General features: G+C 53.9%; 11 protein-coding genes. 3 read left to right on the top strand and 8 right to left on the bottom strand.

Going from position 1 to position 17,124, the window contains the following annotated elements:
- Window positions 1-60: 60 nt before the first annotated feature.
- From SD69_RS02995 to SD69_RS02970, 6 genes are all read right to left on the bottom strand, one after another.
- A complete protein-coding gene (locus tag SD69_RS02995; protein ID WP_198144048.1) occupies window positions 61-1,281 on the bottom strand; it encodes a UxaA family hydrolase in 1,221 nt (406 codons plus the stop codon).
- Window positions 1,274-1,603 carry a UxaA family hydrolase gene (locus tag SD69_RS02990; protein WP_041522027.1) on the bottom strand — a complete coding sequence of 110 codons (330 nt, stop codon included), beginning with the start codon at window positions 1,601-1,603 and terminating at the stop codon, window positions 1,274-1,276. Before SD69_RS02990 ends, SD69_RS02995 begins: the two co-directional genes overlap by 8 nt.
- Before the next feature lie 269 nt (window positions 1,604-1,872).
- Window positions 1,873-2,658: an IclR family transcriptional regulator gene (locus SD69_RS02985; protein ID WP_041522026.1), complete on the bottom strand. Its 786-nt coding sequence runs from the start codon at window positions 2,656-2,658 to the stop codon at window positions 1,873-1,875.
- A 345-nt stretch (window positions 2,659-3,003) separates the two neighbouring features.
- A complete protein-coding gene (gene fucP, locus SD69_RS02980) occupies window positions 3,004-4,302 on the bottom strand; it encodes an L-fucose:H+ symporter permease (RefSeq protein ID WP_041522025.1) in 1,299 nt (432 codons plus the stop codon).
- Window positions 4,303-4,472: 170 nt separating this feature from the next.
- Window positions 4,473-6,302: a hypothetical protein gene (locus SD69_RS02975; protein ID WP_041522024.1), complete on the bottom strand. Its 1,830-nt coding sequence runs from the start codon at window positions 6,300-6,302 to the stop codon at window positions 4,473-4,475.
- Window positions 6,303-6,395: 93 nt separating this feature from the next.
- Window positions 6,396-7,751 carry an MATE family efflux transporter gene (locus tag SD69_RS02970; RefSeq protein ID WP_041522023.1) on the bottom strand — a complete coding sequence of 452 codons (1,356 nt, stop codon included), beginning with the start codon at window positions 7,749-7,751 and terminating at the stop codon, window positions 6,396-6,398.
- Window positions 7,752-7,933: 182 nt separating this feature from the next.
- Here SD69_RS02970 and SD69_RS02960 point away from each other — a divergent pair, with 182 nt between their 5' ends.
- Entirely contained in the window at window positions 7,934-10,957 is a 3,024-nt protein-coding gene (locus tag SD69_RS02960) for a DUF748 domain-containing protein (RefSeq protein ID WP_041522021.1), read from the top strand.
- A gap of 22 nt (window positions 10,958-10,979) precedes the next feature.
- On the opposite strand, the gene lpxC is transcribed toward SD69_RS02960, so the two are convergent.
- The gene (lpxC, locus tag SD69_RS02955; protein WP_041522020.1) at window positions 10,980-11,906 is read right to left on the bottom strand and encodes a UDP-3-O-acyl-N-acetylglucosamine deacetylase; all 927 of its coding nucleotides are present in this window, start codon (window positions 11,904-11,906) and stop codon (window positions 10,980-10,982) included.
- A gap of 143 nt (window positions 11,907-12,049) precedes the next feature.
- Between lpxC and SD69_RS02950 the strand changes: the two genes are divergently transcribed.
- Window positions 12,050-13,060 carry an AraC family transcriptional regulator gene (locus SD69_RS02950; RefSeq protein ID WP_041522019.1) on the top strand — a complete coding sequence of 337 codons (1,011 nt, stop codon included), beginning with the start codon at window positions 12,050-12,052 and terminating at the stop codon, window positions 13,058-13,060.
- Here SD69_RS02950 and SD69_RS02945 read toward each other — a convergent pair.
- On the bottom strand, window positions 13,030-13,542 hold the full coding sequence (locus tag SD69_RS02945) for a GNAT family N-acetyltransferase (RefSeq protein ID WP_041522018.1): 513 nt from the start codon (window positions 13,540-13,542) through the stop codon (window positions 13,030-13,032). The genes SD69_RS02950 and SD69_RS02945 overlap by 31 nt on opposite strands.
- A 222-nt stretch (window positions 13,543-13,764) precedes the next feature.
- Here SD69_RS02945 and SD69_RS02940 point away from each other — a divergent pair, with 222 nt between their 5' ends.
- A complete protein-coding gene (locus tag SD69_RS02940; RefSeq protein ID WP_041522017.1) occupies window positions 13,765-17,124 on the top strand; it encodes an ExeM/NucH family extracellular endonuclease in 3,360 nt (1,119 codons plus the stop codon).

The following is a 17,124-nucleotide window of genomic DNA, read 5'->3' as shown; positions in this document are numbered from 1 at the left end:
TATTGCTCCTGTCATTTGCCGCCACTCAAGCGGGTACAACTGCCCACTCAATTTATGGTATTAAAAAGCAGGCCTCAGGGGTAGACAGCCAGGCCCGATAGGCTCAAACGATTTGTAGGTTAAAATAAATTCCTGATGCCCCAGCGCCTCTGACACACTACGCTCACCGCCAGCCACCGCCAGCACGGCGCGATGAATTTCATCACCCAGCTCATCGAGGCTGGCCTCACCCGTTAGAATACGCCCGGCATTAATATCCATATCGTCAGCCAGGCGCTGATAGGTCTCGGGGTTGGCGCAAATTTTAATAACTGGCGATATCGCCGAGCCTACGACCGAGCCCCGCCCGGTCGTAAATAACGTTAAATGACAACCACAGGCAATCAGCTCGACAATTTCGGCGTTATCCGCAATATTGGGAAAGCCAAAACGTGGCTCGCCATCGGGCACCACATCGAGTAAATACAAACCACCCGTGGGCGGTATATCGCCCGGTTTAATTAAACCCGTGATGGGCGACGAGCCGGACTTGGAGTAAGCGCCCATGGATTTTTCTTCGAGCGTGGTGAGGCCACCATCGGCGTTACCCGGCGCGAAGCTGCCAAACCCCATGGTGCGATAATAGTGCTCCGCTTTCGCCACGCACTGCTGAATCAACTCACCCAGCTCTGCATTTACCGCCCGCTCGGCCATAATGTTTTCACAGCCAATCAACTCGCCGGTCTCTTCAAATACGCAGGCTACCTGCTGCTCGACTAAGCGATCAAAACAGCGGCCCACCGCCGGGTTGGCCGTAATCCCGCTGGTGCCATCACTGCCGCCACAAATAGTGCCCACGATTAACTCACTTAACGCCATCGGCACCGGTTGCTGCTGCGCCAGCTGCTGGCGCATACCGTCGACCAGAGCAGTGCCTTGGTCGATGGTCGCGCGGGTACCGCCACGCTCCTGAATCACCAACAGCTCTACCGGCCGGCCGCTGGCCGCTACGTGCTCACGCAGGGCATCGCGATCCATACTCTCACACCCCAGCGAGACCAGCAGCACCGCCCCCACATTAGGGTGGGTGCACACCGCCTGCATCATTTGGCTGGCGTACTCGTTGGGGTAACAACCGGGAAAACCGATAAGGTGAATGTCCAGATCGTTAAAATGGCTGGTGATGCGGCGGCTAACATGATGCGCGCACTCGACCAAATAGGCGACCACAACCACATTGCGAATCCCTTTGCGACCATCGCTGCGCAAAAAACCCTGCAGAGCTGGCTCGGATTTACTCACCTTTCAGACTCCTTTGGCGCGCGACACTTTGCCGTGTATGGGTGGCTAAATAATCGCTTTGCAAATTGTGCATATGGACCCATTCACCCGCTTTAACCGGCTGTGACAAGGAGCCCACCGGGGCCCCGTAGCGGCGTATTTTTTCACCGCTGGGCATGTCGTAACGAGCGATTTTATGGCCCACCGCCACATTCTGGGCAACAACGTAGGGCTCGCCCTCGATGTCGATGTGCTGGCCAACAGCGAGGCTCTGAACGCAAATCAGAACATTGTCCGAGGGGTGCAATAGCAGCACGTGGGGACGGCCGGACGCATCACTCATAGACTGTGTAACTCATAGACAGTTAACCCTACCGCAAGCACTGGGTGTGTTAAGGCCTAACCGGAGGCAAGCGCCGTTGTTATCAGCCGGATTAACCGGTTTATCGCGGCATTCGCCACCACACACTGAATTTTATAATTGAAAACAAGATCATAAATAAAAACTGATGATTGAGCAACGTTATCGCTTTAAGCATAAAAAACGGGTGGGCCTCCTGAGAGTACCCACCCGTTTTGGTGTGCCCGCGGTGCGCGCTCTAGGCGCTGCAACTAGCTGTATTCAGACATCTGCCGAGACACCTTCTCGGCCGCCACCCGCAGGTGCTCCAGTGCTTGCTCTAAAGTACACACCTGGGGCTTAGTTTTAACGTAGGGAACCGTAATGGCTGCGAGCGCGCCGCGCGAACCCAGTACCGGAGCGGATAAGTCAGTTACCCCATCGACAAAGTCACTGGCATTGCTGACGTAGCCACGCTCCACCGTCTGGTCGGCCTGTCGTACAAAGGCGTCGATATCGGCCGGATCAGCGTCAATTTTAGCCAACATTAAGGCCCGCGTTTCGGGTGACTGAAAGCCAAATAGCGGACGGCCCGACGTGGCTTGAAGCAGCGGGCGACGGTAGCCAACGCGCACCGAGAAGCCCAAATCGCCAGGGCTTTCAATACGGCCAATCACCACCACTTGATCGCCTGAGCTAACGGCTATATGACAGGACTGGCCGATTTGGCGGGTCAGCTCGCTCATGACCGGCAGGGCCACCTCGAGCAAGGTTTTAGTGGGAGCCCGGGCAATACCCAACGTAAACAATTTATTGCTTAGGGTGTAACCGTCACGGCCATCTTCCGCCGCCACGATGTAACCGCGATACTCCAGCGCCAACACCATGCGAAACAGCTCGCTCACCGAGCGGCCTAACTGCGCAGCCATTTGCGACGTGGTTAACGGCTCGCCGCTTGCGGCCAGTAGCTCGAGAATATCCAGCCCTTTCTCTAGCGCCGGTGCTTTATATTTGCGGTTATCAGTATCGCCGGCTTGTTCTTGTGCGTTATCAGTCATTATGTGTGCTCAACTAGTCTCTTGTGTTTTTAATCAATCCCGTACAACAAATGCAGGATCAATAGCGGCGCTCTGATGTGCCGCCGCAGGGCTAAGCCAATACCAGCCCGCCCGGCTTATGGGCCGCAGCGACTATCGAGGCGGATGTGGGCGATCCACCTGTCGCTCAATAAACGGCCGTGCTGTTCTGCCTTCGTTTAATCACTCAGCGCGCCGAAGGTCTAGATCCGTAGCGCTCGCGTCAATATCGCCGAATTAAGCGACAAATACCAGTGCCAACCATCATGTATCCGGTATCATTTCGCTCGTTTCTCAACGGCTAGGCTGCCTCACTCTCTGCGCCAATTACTTGCTAGTAGACTGCAAACGGTAGTGTTGCTCACTGATAAGCGCAAAGCGGGCAATAACCACAAAACTAACCAACGGCACGATAACCGCCGAGTGAATACTCGTCAGATCAGAGACCCAGCCCATAAGGGCCGTCAAAACCGCGCCACCGATTATCGCCATCACCAATAACGACGAGCCCGCCTTGGCCTCGCGCCCCAAACCTTTTATGCCCAGGGCAAAAATCGTTGGAAACATCAGCGACATAAAAAAGCTGGTAGCAGCCAACATCACTAGGCCTGTGTGATTGGCGCAGAACATGGCCAGCGCACACAGGCCGACATTGATGAGCGCGTAAATAAACATCAACCTGGCCGGCGCGATATACCCCATAAGCCATGTGGCGACAAAACGCCCGACCATAAACGCTACCAGCGAAAAGCTCAGGTACACCGCCAATGCCTTCTCCCCGGTACCGGGCATCGCCTCCTGCCCGTAGCGGATCATAAAGCTCCAGATACACACCTGGGCGCCGACATAAAAAAACTGCGCAATAACCGCCGAGCGGTAGTAGCGGCGCTGTAACAGCGAACAAAAATCCCCCCGGCGCAATCCCTGCTCGGTGTCGTCGTGCTCTTTAGCGACAGCGGGAAATTTTACCCAGGCCACCAACAGCGCCCACCCTATAACGACGGCGGCAATCACCAGGTAGGGCCCCTGCACCGCTTGCACCTCGGCGGTGTAAAACGCCGTTTGCTGCGCGCTCGACAGGGCCGCCAGCTCTTCTGGGCTGTGCTCAACGCCCGATAAAATAAACTCGCGGCCGATCAAAACCCCCGCTATGGTGCCCAACGAGTTAAACGACTGGGCAAAATTAAGTCGCCGCTCGGCGGTGTTGGCATCGCCCATGGCAACAATCAATGGGTTGGCCGAGGTTTCTAAAAACGCCAAACCGCTGGCAATCACAAACAGCGCCGCCAAAAAAAATGCATATTCGTGCGCCTGGCCCGCCGGATAAAACAACAGCGCCCCAGCGCCGTACAACAACAACCCCACGATAACCGCCGCCTTATAGCCAAAGCGTTTCATGGCTAAAGCCGCGGGGATGGCAAAGACAAAATAGCCAAAGTAAAAAGCCGACTGCACCAAGCCCGATTGCAGATCACTCAGCACAAACGCTTTTTTAAACTGCGTAATCAGAATATCGTTTAAGTTGTTTGCCACACCCCACATAAAAAATAGGCTGACAATTAAAAACAGCGGTATCCACAACATAACGCCGGTTAAAAGGGGTGCCTGATTATTGTTATAAGGCATTGCTCCTCCCGGGAGTCTCGCGCTGGCAGCCATAACGCCGTGCAAGCGGCCATTAATACGCTACTTTGTACACCATGATACACTTTGCATGCAAAATATAGTTTATATTTAAATACATCGATGATGGCGCCTTTAGCGAATCCACCTCGCCAGCCACAACCCTAGCGCCCTCACGCCTGGCTAACCAGCAGCGACAACCACAGCACACTTAAAGCGCCAATAGCCGGGGCGCTTAACGCGCATAGCGTCGCCACCCCCCGTCCCCGCCGTTTAAAAGCCAATACCGACCAGTACACCAAGGGCACCAACGCCATGTAGATGTACCTAAAATCGGTATTGCACGACAGCGGCACTTTTATGCGATAAGCCAGCAATAACAGCAGCGGAAACACAACGGCCAACAGCCACGGCAGCGCGCGATAAACACGGCGCAAACGGCTGCGCCCGCTTAACAAGGCATTATTCACGGCGGTAAAGTACAGCTGCCCCACGAGCATCACCAGCAGCAAGATACCGCACACTTTGCCCCACCACTGCAGGGTATCTCCGGTATAAAAAAACTCCGACGACAAACTTGAGCGAAACACAAAATTCCAGAAGTATTGCCGACCGTAACGGTCCTCCCAGGTGCTGATAAACGGCTGTTGTAAAAACGTGGCCAAATCAAACACCAGGTAGTTCTCGGGCTCGTTACCCACTTTTAGGCCACTGTGAATGGTGGTGCTAACGTTAGAGAGCAGCCAATCAGACGACTGCCCCTGATAGTAGTGCCAAATGTTATCGCCCAGATTGAGCGCCACCGCCACCGTAAAAAACACCGCTAAAATCGCCAGCGACGCACTACTGCGCCGCTTAAGGTAAGCACGCTTGAGCGGATTACGCCCCAAATGCAGCGTACGGGCCCACCACAAACAACCCAATACCGCCCACAGCGCCAGCGCGTTAGATTTAGTCAGTAGCGCCGCCGCGGCCCAAACAGCGGCCCACAATAAAGGCTTGCTTGCCCCGGTACGCCACCAGCGCAAAGTAAAATAAAACCCTAACGCGTAAAACGCGTACACAGGTACATCGTTGCCAATGCGAATACTGTGCACGATGCCCGACGGCCAAAAACACACACTAAAGCTCGCCAGCCACAGCGCCCAGCGGTGGCCGCGCAACGCGATGCGCAGCGTCGCCAGCGAGGCCCACAAAAATACTACCCACAACCACAACGCCAGCCACTGGGCCCAGCGATCATCCACCACCTCGGTATCCGGTAGCAGGCTCTTCGCCAGGGCGGCCATGGTGTAGTACAGCGGTGGTTGGTGATACTCCCAGCCCTCGGAGGCCAGCGGTAAGCTGCGATGTTCCACCAGATAGTGAATGTAGTCGCGGTGACCACCGCCCTCGTACACATCAAAGGTGCGGGTATAAGAGTCCGTTACGCTTAGGTAGGTTATGGAGGCCGCCAAACTTCCCAGCAGGATAACCCCTTGCCACCGGCTGAGCGGTAAATGGCGCGCCAGCGCCCACAGCAATAAGGCAAACGCCGGCAGCATCAAAAGCAGTTGCCCAAAGCCCAATCGGGACGCCGCGCGCAAATCAAACCCGGCGGGATTACTCTGGTTGCGCAGCTCAAAACGCACTTGGTTAAAACGATTGGGGGTAAACCCACTAAGTGGCAACACCACACCCTTGCTGTAGTCGCGCAGCGCTTGGCGACTAATACCCTGCAATGAAACCGACTGGCCATTTACCTCTACGGCCAGCAGCTCGTCATCGGGGACCACCCGCAGAGCTAACTCGGCGCGATTGCCGGGGTTGAGCTCCAGGCTTACCCAGTAGCGACCAATGATATTTTGCTGCAACGGCAAAGTTGCAAGATCAGTGGTGCGATTGTGCTGCTCTAACTGTAAGTTTTGCACAGCCAGGCGCGAGCTATTATTGGCCAGCACCAACAGCGCCAGGCTGAGCAGTAATAAGCAACAAGTAATACCGTAACGAAGTGCGGTTGCCATGGTAACGATCCATGTAATCAATAGGTGCGCGTACTGTAGCAAAATTTATCGCAAAAATTGTTAAACCATGTACAACGACCCACGTAAATGACGTTAATGCGTAAGATTTTTAACCCAAACCCCGCGCCCGATACGCCAGCGGATGGGCAGCCACTTGAGGGCATCTTCGGTAAAGGTCAGCGCGTACAGCAGCGCAAACGAGTAGTCCGTCCAAAACACGCCGGCCAAGTAGATGGGCACACCAAATACCCACATGACGATCACATCAACAACCAAGCAGTAATGGGTATCACCACCGGCGCGTAAAATCCCCAATATCCGCAGCATGTTTAGTACTTTGACCCACACGCCCAGGCAAAATACCGCAATGGTTTGCTCGAGCAGCAAGGTGGTTTGTGCATCAACATGGTCAAACGCCGCCAGCACCCAGGGTTTGGCCAGCCACAGGGCGCCCGCCAGGCTAAATACCAACACCAGGGTTAGCCGATTAAAAAACCGGTACAGCTGCCAGGCACCCGGCATATCACCACGGCCCAAAGTTTGCCCCACCAGCACGGCCGCGGCATTGGCGAGCCCCACAAACAGCGCAAAAAAGCTGCTTTCGATGGGCACCATAACACCCATAACCGCCAAAGCATCTGTACCGGCATAGCCCGAGGCTATGTGATACACGGTATTACCCACCGCCCAGACCACGTGGTTCACCAACAACGGCAACGCAAACCATAAAAACCGTTTAAGAGGTACCCAGTTCAGCGCCTTCATAAAGTCCTGAGCGCGCAGGGCAAAGTCATGCTTTACCCCGTACAACCACAGCAGGGTTGCGGCTAACTGCACAATGCGCGAGATTAAAGTGCCCCAGGCGGCCCCGGCAACACCAAGCGCCGGAAAACCAAAGTGGCCAAAAATCAGCACATAGTTAAGGCCAATATTGAGCAAAACCCCCAGTGCGCCCATCAACAAAGGCACGGTGGTATTGCCCAGCGCCCTTAAGGCGGCCTCATAGATCGTGATCAGCTGTGTCAGCAGCAATACCGGAGCGGTAATCAACAAAAAGGTTACCGCCAGCTGCACCACAGCCGCGTCTGGGTTAATTAGCCCCAACCATTGGCCACCCAGAGCAAAGGCAAGCGTAAAAGGCGCCATAAATACAGCACCCACCACCAGCGCCATGGCTAAGGTGCGCTTACCCTCGGCCTGGTTGTCAGCGCCGCAATACTGAGCCACTAGTATGGCGCAGGCCGTGGCAACCCCCATCATGGTCACCAGCATTAAAAAGTGCAGCTTGGCAGCCATGCCCACCGCGGCTACCGCCTCGGCGCCCAGGCTGCCCACCATCAGTACATCCGCCATACCCAGAAATGACTGCAACAGCATTTGCACCGCCACGGGCAGTGCCAATAGCAATACGCGACGCCAGAGCGATACACTTACAGCCGGTGCAGACATGGAAGATCCAGTTTAATAATGGTGAGCGGCGAACTATAGTACAGTGTAACCATTGGCGCATACGGCCAGCGGGAGCCGGCGCGTAAAGATTTGTTCCCGCCGATTAAGGCGCGCAAACGCGCCGCCAACCGCGCCACCCAACTACCGGCCCAAGCGGCCACCGCTGTTACTGAGGTTTTGTCATGGATGCCCTACAACGCCGACGCTTGCTGCGCTTAAGCGCCAAGGTCTTTTTCGTCGTCCTACTTGTTTTGTATTTACTTTACGTGCTGCTGGGCTACTTTTACCTGCCGGGCAAATTAAAGTCGCTCGCCGAAACCGAAGGCAGTGAATTGCTCGGGCGCACCGTCAGCGCCGAGGCGTTCTCGTACAACCCATTTACCTTTGAGCTCACCAGTCAGAACTTTGCTATAGCTGATGAGCCCGAGCACCCGCTGCTGCAATGGCAACAATTGCGTGTCAACGCGGGCTTCTGGGCGACGCTCTGGAACCGTCATCTGGTTGTCCAGGAGATTGAGCTAAACCAACCCGGCACCTACATCCACCAAAACGAAGACGGCTTTAATTTTGACGCTATTATCGCGCGGCTAAGCCAGCCCAGCGATGATCCTACTCCCGAGCCTGAACCTGAGCAGGCCGAGCCATCAAATTTTGCGTTTACCGTGTTGCTGCTAGTGATCAACGAGGGCGACGCCCTGTACCGGGACAGTAGCGGCGATGTGAACGCTGACGTGAATATTGATGATCTATCCGTCACGTTTAACGATTTGTATTTTGCCACCGGCGATGAACTGCTCAACCCGTTTACCATTAATGCCGCCCTAAGCGATGGCGGGCAGTTAGCCTTGACGGGTGAGTACCGCCTGCAACCGCTGTTGTTTGATATTAATGTTAACGCCGAACAGCTCAACCTGACCGAATTTGCCGATTTTTTGCGCAACACCATCAACGCCCACCTAACCCATGGCACCCTCGCCGCCAGCGGTCAAATACACATCGCCCACGATGCCGAGAGCGAGAAGACCTCTGTTACGCTCAAACAGGGCGCGATAGAAATCGACGATCTGGCCCTGGATGACGCCGTGCAGGAGCCACCCATGGTGCGCATCAGCAAGCTCGGCGCCAGCGATATCACGTTAGATCTGCTCGAGCGCCGTCTGCGTATCGGCGCTCTGGAGTATCGCGGCGTACGGTTAAATCAGTGGCAGACTAAAGACGGCGTGTTCCGTTACGACTCATTGTTGGTACAAACCGGCACGGACAGCAACCTAAAATCCGAATCTGAACAAGAGCAACCCGAAGGTGGTCAGTGGTCCTTTGTGATTGATGATTTCTCGTTAAGTGAAAGCAGCATGCACTTTAACGACCAGCACGTTAACCCGGGTGTCGACTGGAACTTAAGCGAGATAAACATACACGCCGCTCCCTTGCATTTAACCGAAACACAACAAGCCAACATTAGCGTTAGTGCGCTCGTTAATAAAAAAACACCGCTTACTATCGAGGGGGCACTGACCCCTGTGCCGCTTGAGATGGATGTTAAAGTGAACCATGGGCCGCTAGATTTAACGGTGTTTAACCCCTACCTTGCCATTGGCCTGCAAGCAGCCATCGCCGAGGGCAACATCGCCAGTCAAACCCAACTTAAGCTCACGCTAAAGCCAGAACTTACTATCGATATGCAAGCCAACTCAACGGTGGAGTCGTTCAGCTTTATCAACAACCGCAGCAACAGCGAGCTACTTAAGGTCAGTAAGCTGGAAGTAAATAACGCGCAGTTTAATATTCCAAGTTTTAACACCCGCATCGACACGATCAATATTACCCAACCCATCATGACGCTGGTGCGCGACACCCAACCTAATTGGTCGGTGCTTGCACAAAGCAGCGCTACCAGTGAAGAGGCGAAACCCGAGGAGCCAGAGCCCAAACCGCCAGAAACCAACGCGGAGGAATCAACCGATAACTCTGACGATGCCACTAAAAGCGATCCGCCAACTTTTGCATTAAACAGCTTAACCGTCACTCAGGGTGAGTTGCGTTTTACCGACCAACTGCAAAACCCTAAGTTTGTCTCCAGCGTTAACGACATGACGCTCGAGATAAGTGGGCTAAGCACGGCGGCTACAGAGCCGACAAAAGTCGAATTAAGCGCGCTGGTTAATCAGCACGCCCCGTTTAAAATGCAGGGCGAGCTAGGGCTTAACCCCGAGCACCTAGACATTGAGATAAAAGGCAATCTGAAGGGCTTAGAGCTAGCGCCCATGTCGAGTTATAGCGGCACCTACATAGGCTATAAAATTGCTGAAGGTGATTTGAATTACGATTTTGATTACACCATTGATGGCAGCCAACTGAACGGACAAAACAACGTACTGGCTGAGTCCTTTCATTTGGGTCAGTCGGTGGACAGCGATCAAGCCATTAACGCACCAATCAAACTCGGGCTGGCACTACTGCGGGATCTGGACGGCAACATTGATTTGGATTTAGACATCAGCGGCGACACGCAAGACCCGAGCTTTAATATCCCAGGCTTAATTGCCAAAACCTTTGTTAACATTATCGTCAAAGCAGCCGCGTCGCCCTTTACGTTATTGGGCTCGCTGGTGGACAGCGATGAAGACCTGGGTGAAATAACCTTTGCCAGTGGGTCGGCCCAGTTAAGCGGCGATAACCAACACAAATTGCAACAGCTGGTGAAAGCATTAAACAAAAAGACTAACCTGAACCTTGTCGTGCGTGGCAACGCCGATAAATTAGCCGATCGCCCTGCACTGCAAGGCCGCCATTTACTCGTCAGGCTAAACGATGAAGACGCCGAGACGGATATCGCTACCCTCTCGGCGCTGGACTTTGATTTAGCCGCGGCACTCGACAACCCCAACACCCTGAAACAAATCGAGCGTTATTATCGGCAAAACACCGATAAAAAACTCAGTGACAAGATTGACATTACCATGCAAGAGCAAGGTGTGGATGAAGAGCAGGCGCGTGTTATTGTGGCCGAGCAAGGCTTCAACGAGCTAGCTTCAGAAGTACCGTTTTCGGAACAGGATTTTGAGCAATTGGCCGAGCTTCGTGCTCAGGCCATTATCAACTATTTAACCGACCATAAATTATCGAGTGAGCGCATTAACCGCGAAGCTGCTTACAGTGCCTCCCTTAGTGGAACCACGGTCGAGTTAACCGTGGCCCCAGAGTAAATAGGGATTTAACTGACGCCAATTAGGCACTGTCTCGATAGTTAATCGTCGTCCAGTAAGTCTCGGCGTACTCGCGATCGGTAAAGGTAAAGTTGTTGGTATTACTCACAAGCTTTGCCACCAACCGCGCATTTAATGTGTGGCCGATTTTTCGGCCACTAAAATGACCAATAATGTGTGCACCGGCCAAAGCCAAATCGCCGTACAAATCCAATACTTTGTGACGCACAAATTCATCCGGGTAGTGCAGTCCTTCGGGGTTAATCACTTTTTCATCGTCCACCAAAATAGCGTTGGCTAACGATGCCCCTTGCGCCAAGCCTTCGGCCATAATCTTGTCAACTTCACTCTTCATGGTAAAGGTTCGGGCATCGCGAATCCGAGTCACAAATGTTTTCTCGTCGAGCTTAATACCCGTTAGCTTTTGTCGGCCTATGGCCACTGAGGGAAAATCAATCTCCACATCAGCGGTTGCCTCTGGTGCCGGTGTTAAGCGAACAAACTTGTCTCCCTCAACCACCTCAATGGTTTTACGCACCACAATAACCCGGCGTCTGGCCGACTGCACCCGGCGCCCGGATGACAAGATTAAATCCGAAAATGTCCGGGCACTGCCTTCTAAAATAGGCACCTCTGGTGCATTTAACACAATGCGGGCGTTGTCGATCCCGTGCGCTTTCAATGCCGACAAAATATGCTCCACAGTGCTGACGGTGGCGCCAAAACGGTTGCCCAGAGTCGTGCTCAACTGTGTGTCGCGCACGTTAAACCAAATAGCTCTGATCTCATTTTCACCCTGAGGCAAGTCACGGCGGATAAACGTCCAACCGGTATTAGGCGCGGCCGGCAGTATTCGCATCACCACAGACAAGCCTGTGTGCAACCCCCGGCCAAAACAGGTTACGGGCTCGTTTAAGGTATGCTGGAAATACTCAATGTCTTTGCTCATAATCTTATCTCCTTGCTGGTATAACCAGATTAAGAGCTTTAGACATGGCTTTTTTCGCCGCTCACGCCAATGTATTGGCTTTGCGTGCCACTTTGCGCCCTGCGGCGGCTGGCGTACAATTAAGCCCTTAAAAGGAGTCAGTCATGCGTTATTCCACGCTTACCAGTTGGGCTCAATTACTGTGGGAAACCCTACAAGACGATGGCATCGATCCGCGCCCTGTGTTTGCCCAGTCGGGGCTTAACCCTGCGCAACTAGGCGACGGCCACGCCCGCTACCCAACCGACCAAATGCACCAACTGTGGGATTTGGCCGAGCAACTACAAAGCGATGACCTACTCGGATTAAAAGCCGGGATGCGCTGGCACAGCACCACCTTTAACGCCTTGGGGTTTGCCTGGCTCGCCAGCGATACCTTACACGACGCGTTGGAGCGTTTAGTGCGCTATGCACGCTTAATTAGCAACGGCGTACACGTTGATATCGTGCAAAGACAAAACTTATATCTATTAAGCTTTGATGCCGAGCTAACCCCGCAGCGCTCAGCCAATCTAGCGGCTGTTACTGCCACCGTTACCATGTGCCGCGCTTTGTTGGGCTCAAGCTTTGCACCGGTCGCTATCGACTTAAAACACACCTACCAAGACCCACAAAACGCCATCAGTGATTTTTTTGGCTGCCCAGTTCAATCTCACGCACAGCACTCCACTATTGCACTGGACGCTCAGCAGGCGCATGTTCGGTTACCCGGCGCTAACGCCCAACTCGCACAGTTAAATGAAAAGCTCGCACTCGAGAATCTCAACCGCCTAATGCTCGATAACCTGCCGGCGCGGGTTGCCGAGCTGATCGTAAAGTATTTGCCCACCGGTGAGGTTAGCGCATCGCTCATCGCGCAGGAGCTTGCGCTAAGTGGCCGCACATTACAGCGTCGCTTGCACGCCGAGGGCACGAGCTTTAATGATTTATTAGATCGGGTGCGACAGCACCTTGCCAGCGATTACCTACAACAATCGCAGCTTTCTTTAAATGAAGTGAGTTACTTATTGGGCTACGCCGATCAGGGAAATTTTAACCGGGCATTTAAGCGATGGTTTAAGGAAACTCCGCTGCAATATCGGCATCAGGCACTGGCTAACGTAAAAGCTCGGTGATAGCTCACCTCACCTTTGGGTGTGGAATTGGCAAGCGGCAATACCTGAAAATACTCACCCGTCACACCGGGAAACCTCAGATACGGCAGCGATTGAAACCCAAAACGGCCATAATAATTAGGGTCACCCAATACCGCACAGCCGGCGGCACCATGATGCTGCAGGTTATCCAACACACCTTCTATTAAACGCGAGCCCACGCCCCGGCCTTGATACTGTGGCGCAACGGCCACGGGCGCCAAGCCATACCAGTAGCGGCTGCCATCGCTAAAGCTTACCGGCGAAGCAGCCGCGTACCCCACCAAACGCCCCTGAATTTCAGCCACTAAAGAAACAGTAAGTGCGCCCGCCTCGCGCAATGTCAGTACTATTTCTTGCTCTGTTTGATCGGACTCCGCCACATCACTAAAGGCCTGTCTTAACAATTCGCTAATGGCATCTATATCATCAGAGCCTTCTTGTCGTATGCTAAATTTTGTCATTGTATTTTCAGCACCCTTTTCAGTGATTTTCCAGTACCGGGATCACAGATTTTTTATTGTTTTACACAGCATAGCAAATTCCCATCCCTACTGCTGGTGCTGTCATAAAAGTCACCTAAAACTGCCACAACTTCGTTAAGTGTTTGTCACCTTCCTCTGCTTCCATAAGCGCTCTTGTCACATTGCACCACCCATTACTCACTATAAATAACCGAGGTTGTTATGAAGAAAAGTTTGCTTGCCTCTTTACTGGGGCTGCTCGCGGCCAATGCTAGCGCACAACTCACGATTACCGGGGTTTACGATGGCCCGTTGCCCGGCGGCCTCCCCAAAGGCGTTGAGCTATACGTTAGCGAAGACATTACCGACTTAAGCGCCTATGGACTGGGCAGCGCCAACAATGGCGGCGGCAGTAATGGTGAAGAATTTGTCTTTCCGCTCGAGGCCATTACCGCTGGCAGCTACATTACCGTGGCTAGCGAGGCCGACGGCTTTAGCGACTTTTTCGGCTTTGCCCCGGATTACATCGCCGCCAGCGCCATGAGCATCAACGGTGATGACGCCATTGAGCTGTTTTACAACGGCGTTGTTATTGATCAGTTTGGCCAGCCAGATGTCGATGGTAGCGGTCAAGAGTGGGAATACCTCGACGGATGGGCGTACCGCAAAAGTGGCACTTCTGCCGCCGCAAGCTTTAACGCCAGCGATTGGCAGTTTAGCGGCGCCAATGCACTGGACGGCGCCAGCGACAACGCCAGTGCCGCTAACGCCATCCCCTTAGCCAGTTTCACCTTTAGCCAACCCGAGCCCACTCCGCCGACGGTACTGATCAACGAGTTAGATGCCGACACGGAGGGGGCAGATACCGCCGAGTTTATCGAACTATTCGACGGTGGTGTTGGCCATACCGACCTCAGCGGCCTGGCCTTGGTTTTGTTTAATGGCAACGGCGATACCAGCTATTACAGTGTCGACTTAACCGGCTACACCACCGATGCAGAAGGATATTTTGTGCTGGGCAATGCCGCCGTTCCGAGCGCCGACCTTATTTTGTCCGATAACGGCCTACAAAATGGTGCCGATGCCGCTGTGCTGGTTAGTGCTGCCGCGTTTGCCAATGGCAGCGCCCTGCCAACCGACCAGATTGTCGATGCCCTGGTGTATGGCACTAACGATGCCGACGACACCGAGCTGCTAGCGCTGCTCAACCCCAACCAACCCCAAGTCAATGAAAGTGCCGGCCGTGGCAGCGCATTAGACTCCAACCAACGCTGCGCAAACGGCGCCGGCGGCGCACGCAATACCGACAGTTTCATTCAGGCCGAACCTAGCCCCGGCACGGCCAACAACTGCACCCCAAGCGTTGCCGAACTAACATTAATTTCTACCATTCAAGGCAACCCCAGCTCTTACGCCAGTAATAGTTTTGGCGAGACCGACGTAAGCCCCATGCAGGGCAGCGTCGTCACCGTCGAGGCTATTGTAGTGGGCGATTTTCAAGACGATGACGCCGACACCGCTCGCAACTTAAACGGTTTTTATCTGCAAGAAGAAACCAGCGATGAAGACGGCGACCCGCTGTCATCCGAAGGTATCTTTGTATTTGGCGAGAGTACCGATATTGCCCTGGGCGATAAAGTACGCTTAACCGCTCGTGTCGATCAGTACTATGGCGAGACTCAGCTTAGCAACATCACCGAGTTAACAGTACTCGACAGCGATCGTCTGGCCGACGTAACACCCGCCACCATTCAGTTAACAACCAACACCGCCACCACAACGGGGCAAAACGGTAATGTGCAACCAGACCTCGAAGCCTACGAGGGGATGCTGGTAACCTTCGCCGACACTTTAACGGTAACCGAGCAGTATCAACTCGACCGTTTTAACGAGATAAAATTAGTGGCCGGCGCACGCCCCTATCAATTTACTCAGCAAAATAACCCCAGCGTTACAGGCCTGGCGCAACACCTACAATCAGTGGGTGCGCGCACCATTACCTACGACGATGGTTTAAACACGCAAAACGCCAGCATCAATAACCTCGATGGCTATGCCCCGTACGACGAGGCCAACGCCAAACGCATGGGTGATACCATTAGCGGTTTAAGTGGCGTGCTCGATTACAAGTGGGCGGGCAACAGCGCCTCGGGGGCCACCTGGCGTGTTCGTTCACACCAAAACGGCAGCAACCTGTTTAGCTCCGTAGCGCAAGGCAACTCAACTAACCCCCGCTCAGCGCCGCCAGAACTTAACGGTGAGCTGACGCTAGCCTCACTCAATGTACTTAACTACTTCACCACCCTCGATAATGGCGCGACCACAGCCGTCGGGTTAAGCCCGCGCGGCGCCAACAACCCTGATGAACTTGCCCGCCAACAAGCTAAACTCATCAATGCCATTATCGGGCTGGATGCCGACGTACTAACACTGGTGGAAATCGAAAACGATTTTGACTCGGTTAATGATGGCTCGACCGCGATCGAAACGCTGGTAAATGCCATTAACGCCGAGCTTGGCAGCCCGCGCTACGATTATGTGTATCCGGGGCAGCGCTTTGTCGGCACCGATGCCATCGCCGTCGCCTTAATTTACGATACGCAAACCACAGAGCTTGCCGCAGACAGCAGCCCCGCTTTGCTGGACGATGATGCCGCCGCGCAACTCGATGTATTTGCCAGCCGCGATTTTACCGCCAATCCAATCTTTAACGGCCCTGCCACCAACCGCGTAGCGCTGGCGGCAAGCTTTACCCATAAAGACAGTGGCGAGCAGTTTACCGTGGCGGCTAACCACTTTAAATCTAAAGGTAGCTCTAGCCTAAGCGATACCAATAGCCCAGATTTCGATCAGAACGATGGCGCGGGCTTTTGGAACCAACGCCGCCTGGATGCCGCCAACGCCTTGGTCAGCTGGCTCGACACTTCGCCAACGGGGCTAGCCGATAGCGACATCGCCATCACCGGTGATCTTAACGCCTACGCCCTCGAAGCGCCGGTGCAATACTTATTAAACCAGGGCTTCGTCAACCCAGAGAGTGAACAGGGGTATTCCTACGTATTTGACGGTCAGGTGGGGACGCTCGACTACATTTTGCTTAGCGGCGACTTTAGCGATAAATATTCCGAAGCAGCTGTGTGGCATATTAACGCCGATGAAGCCGACGCGCTGGACTATAACCTGGATTACAGCCGCGACCCCGGTTACTTTAATGACGCCAGCGCCGTGCGCGCCTCCGACCACGACCCACTGATCGTCAGCTTTAATGTCACGCAAACGCCTGCGCTTAGCATCGCTATGCTCAGCGCAGAGTTACGCACTTTGTTACAAAATAAAACCATAACCGGTACCGGGCGCTGGCACTTTTTACAGCCATTACACGCATTGCTGTATTACGGCCTGTTGCAAAAAGCCGCCTGGCATGAGCAGCATGGCCGCCTCAACACAGCCTGCCGTTATCTGGAGCAAGCTCAAGAGCGTTCCGATGGCGACGCCCACCCCACGGATTGGATTGCCGGCAGTGGCTTAGGCCAATGGCAGACACTGCTGAGTACTACTCGACAAAGCAACTGCTCATCCTAG

The sequence above is a fragment of the Gilvimarinus agarilyticus genome, from assembly GCF_000832015.1.
GTDB classification, from domain to species: Bacteria; Pseudomonadota; Gammaproteobacteria; order Pseudomonadales; family Cellvibrionaceae; genus Gilvimarinus; species Gilvimarinus agarilyticus.
This window is presented reverse-complemented; position numbering and strand designations above follow the sequence as displayed.